The sequence below is a fragment of the Klebsiella sp. MS 92-3 genome, assembly GCF_000195655.1.
GTDB lineage: Bacteria > Pseudomonadota > Gammaproteobacteria > Enterobacterales > Enterobacteriaceae > Klebsiella > Klebsiella pneumoniae.
Genome location: NZ_GL882877.1, coordinates 31,801 through 35,903, shown reverse-complemented (window position 1 = coordinate 35,903; position 4,103 = coordinate 31,801). Strand labels below are relative to the sequence as shown.

3 protein-coding genes are annotated in these 4,103 nt (G+C 60.4%); 2 read left to right on the top strand and 1 reads right to left on the bottom strand.

All coding sequences use genetic code 11. The annotated features are described in order from the left end of the window. Nucleotides 1-985 (top strand): diacetylchitobiose-6-phosphate hydrolase (locus HMPREF9538_RS00110; RefSeq protein ID WP_032457303.1); only part of this gene is annotated, 985 nt, incomplete at its 5' end. Nucleotides 986-1,011: 26 nt separating this feature from the next. Then, entirely contained in the window at nt 1,012-2,364 is a 1,353-nt protein-coding gene (celB, locus tag HMPREF9538_RS00115) for a PTS cellobiose transporter subunit IIC (RefSeq protein WP_004177661.1), read from the top strand. A 55-nt stretch (nt 2,365-2,419) separates the two neighbouring features. Here celB and treC read toward each other — a convergent pair whose 3' ends face one another. Next, on the bottom strand, nt 2,420-4,075 hold the full coding sequence (treC, locus tag HMPREF9538_RS00120; protein ID WP_020316343.1) for an alpha,alpha-phosphotrehalase: 1,656 nt from the start codon (nt 4,073-4,075) through the stop codon (nt 2,420-2,422). Nucleotides 4,076-4,103: the final 28 nt, after the last annotated feature.

Sequence of the window (4,103 nt, the reverse complement as noted above, 5' to 3'; positions counted from 1 at the left end):
GCTGGGCCAGGAGACCACCGGCGTCGGCGGTTTTGCCAAGGCGCTGCGGACGATCCCGGTGATCCTTGAGGTGGCGCGCAAAGTGGAACAGCTGGCGCCGGAAGCGTTCATTCTCAACTTTACTAATCCGGCGGGGATCGTCACCGAGGCGGTCAGCCGCTACAGCACGGCGAAGATCATCGGCCTGTGCAACGTGCCGATCAACATGCAGCACATGATCGTCGGGATGCTGGGCGCCCAGGAGTCCGAAGTAAAACTGCGCTTTGCCGGGCTCAACCATATGGTTTGGGTGCATAAGGTGCTACAGGGGCGCGAGGATGTCACCGGCAAGGTGATCGACATGCTGTGCGACGGTAAGGCGCTGTCGATGAACAACATTAAAGAGCTGCCGTGGCCGGCGGAATTCCTGCGCGCGCTGAAGGCGATTCCGTGCCCCTATCATCGCTATTTTTGGCTGACGCCGGCGATGCTGGCGGAAGAGATCGCCGCGGCGAAAACCAAGGGCACCCGCGCCGAACAGGTGATGAAAGTCGAGCAGGAGCTGTTTGCGCTGTACGCCGACCCGCAGCTGGAAGAAAAACCGGAGCAACTGAGCTTTCGCGGCGGCGCCTACTACTCGGAGGTGGCCGTCGAGCTTATCAACGCGATCTACAACAACCTGGGCGCGGAGATGGTGGTGAATACCCGCAACAACGGCGCGATTCATGGCCTGGATGATGATGCGGTGGTGGAAACCAACAGCATTATTGATGCGCAAGGGGCGCGGCCGCTGGCGTTCGGCCCGCTGCCGCCGGCGATGAACGGCCTGACCCAGCAGGTGAAAGCCTTCGAGCGGTTGACGATTGAAGCCGCGGTACACGGCTGTCGCGAAAGCGCACTGCTGGCGCTGGTGACCAACCCGCTGGTCGGTAACGTCACCGATGCCCAGGCGCTGCTGGATGAAGTATTAACCATCAACCGTCAATGGCTGACGCAATTTAACTGACCGCTATTTCCCCTCGGGAGCACACCATGTCGAATACAAGCTGGATTGAACGTTACGTCATGCCGGCGGCGCTGAGAATCGCCGGGCAAAAGCACGTCCTGTCGGTGCGCGACGGCATCATTCTCAATATGCCGTTTATGTTGATTGGCTCATTCTTCCTGATTTTCGCCTACCTGCCGATCCCCGGCTATGCCGACATGATGAGCGGCCTGTTTGGCGAGGTCTGGCGCGATAAAATGCTGTACCCGGTGAAAGCGACCTACGACATTATGGCGCTGATTTCCAGCTTCGGCATCGCCTACCGGCTGGCGGAGAAGTATCGCACTCTCGATCCGCTGAGCGCTGGAGCGATGTCGCTGGTGGCCTTCATGATGACGATCCCGCAGAACACGCTGTTTACGCCGGTACACGGCGCGGCGGAGGTGATTAAAGGGGTGATCCCGGTGAGCATGGTCGGCAGCCAGGGGCTGTTTGTCGCCATTGTCATTTCGCTGCTGTCGACGGAGATTTATCGTTTGGTCGCCAGCCGCAATCTCGTTATCCGCATGCCGGACGGCGTGCCGCCGGCAGTGGCGAAATCATTCCTTGCCCTGATCCCCGGCTTCTGCGTGCTGGCGGTGGTGCTGGCGCTGCGCCTGGCGGTCGAGGCCTCGCCGTTCGGCGATATCAACAGTATGATCGCCACCCTGATTGGTATTCCGATGCACCACGTCGGCGGTACGCTGCCGGGCATGATTATTTCAGTCATTTTGATTGGTATTTTGTGGACCCTGGGCCTGCACGGCGACGCGATCGTACTGGTGTTTATCCAGCCGGTATGGCTGTCGAATATGTCCGAGAACCTGACGGCCTTCCAGAACGGTCAGCCGATCCCGCATATCATTACTCAGCAGTTTTACGATCTGTGGATTGCCCCCGGGGGTACCGGCGCGCTGCTGGGGCTGGTGATTTTTATGTTGCTGCGTAGCCGTAGCCAGCAGATGAAGCAGCTGGGGAAAATTGCCGCGCCCGGGGCATTGTTTAACATCAGCGAGCCGATGGTGTTTGGCATCCCGCTGGTGATGAACCCGTACTTTTTCCTGCCGTTTATTTTAACGCCGGTGCTGCTGGTGATCGTGTCCTATACCGCGATGGCGACCGGGCTGGTGGCGCCGCCCGCCGGAATCGCGCTGCCGTTCACCACGCCGATCTTCATCAGCGGCTATCTGGCGACCGGAGGGCATATCTCCGGCACGGTGCTGCAGGTGGTGAATTTAGCGATTTCGCTGGTGGTCTACTATCCGTTCTTCCGCGCCTGGGATCGGCTAAAGGCAAAAGAAGAGCACGCCTCGGCGCAACCCCAAGCGAGCGCTGCGATTGCTGATGCCGACCGCGCATAACCTCCAGCCTGACAAATCGTAGCCCCGGTGAGCGTTGCGCCACCGGGGAAAAGCGTTATCCCTGCAGCCACCATATCGCTTCGAACGGCCGCAGCGTCAGCCCGGTCGGGCGCGGGGTGGTCTCGGCATAGTTGCTGATGATCATCTTCCACTCGCCCGGGGCCTCAGCGGGCTGCCAGGCCTGCAGCTCGCGGCTCAGGTTAGCGGCGACTACCAGCGTTTGCCCCTGCCACTGACGACGATAGCACCACAGCGACGGATGCTCCGGCAGCAGATCCTCGTAATCGCCCCAGGTCAGTAGCGGCAGGGTTTTACGCAGCGTAATCAGCTGCTGATAGGCATAAAACACCGAATCGGGGTCCGCCAGCGCCGCCTCGACGTTGATCTCCTGGTAATTATCGCCAAGGCCGATCCACGGCTCACCGTCGCTGAAGCCACCGTTCTCGCCGGCGTGCCACGGCATCGGCGTGCGGCTGTTGTCGCGCGACTTGCTGGCGAGGATCGCCAGCAGTTCGTCCGGGCTTTGCCCCTGCGCCGCACGTTCGATAAACATATTGTGGCTTTCGACGTCACGGTAATCGCTGATGCTGCTGAAGTGCGGATTGGTCATGCCGATCTCTTCGCCCTGGTAGATATAGGGCGTGCCCTGCATGCCGTGCAGCACCATCGCCAGCATCTTCGCCGCCGTCACCCGGTACTCGCCTTCGTCTCCAAAGCGCGACACGATGCGCGGCTGATCGTGGTTACACCAGAACAGCGCGTTCCACGCCCGATTGTGCATTCCCTGCTGCCAGTGGCGGAACAGCGCCTTCAGCGCCACATAGTCCGGGCGGGCGAGGGTCCATTTCTCTCCGCCGGGATAATCGACCTTTAAATGGTGGAAGTTAAAGGTCATCGACAGCTCGCGGCCGTCCAGCGCGGCGTACTGCTGGCAGTGCTCCAGCGAGGTGGAGGACATCTCGCCGACGGTCATCAGGTTACGCGGGGTGAAGACATCGCGGCTCATCTCCTGCAGGAACTCATGCACCCGCGGGCCGTCGGTATAGAAGCGGCGGCCATCCCCGTCCAGATCGCAGGGAAAGGTCTGGTCTTTTGAGATCAGGTTGACCACGTCGAGGCGCAGACCGTCGACGCCGCGGTCAGCCCAGAATTCGCAGACCTTTTTCAGCTCGGCGCGCACCGCCGGATTCTCCCAGTTGAGATCCGCCTGCTCAATGGCGAACAGGTGCAGATAATACTGCCCGCTGTCGGCGTGCCACTGCCAGGCGTTACCGCCAAATTTAGAGCGCCAGTTGTTCGGCAGGGCGTCCGGTTCGCCATCGCGCCAGATATAGAACTGGCGGTAGGGACTCTCCTTATTCAGCGACTGACGGAACCATTCATGTTCGGTCGACGTGTGGTTCAGCACCATATCCAGCACGATGCGGATGCCGCGGGCCTTTGCCTCCGTCACCAGGGCGTCAAAGTCGGCCATCGTGCCGTAGGAGGGATCGATGGCGGTGTAGTTCGCCACATCGTAGCCGTTATCCACCTGCGGTGAGACGTAGAACGGCGTCAGCCAGATGGCGTCGACCCCAAGCTTTTGCAGATAGTCGAGGCGGGAGGTGACGCCGCGCAGGTCGCCGGTACCGCTGCCGGTGGTATCCTGAAAACTCTTCGGATAGATTTGATAAATAACGCCGTTTTGCCACCAGTGGGGGAGATGATTCATAGTACTTTCCTGCTGCAACGAGGGGGGG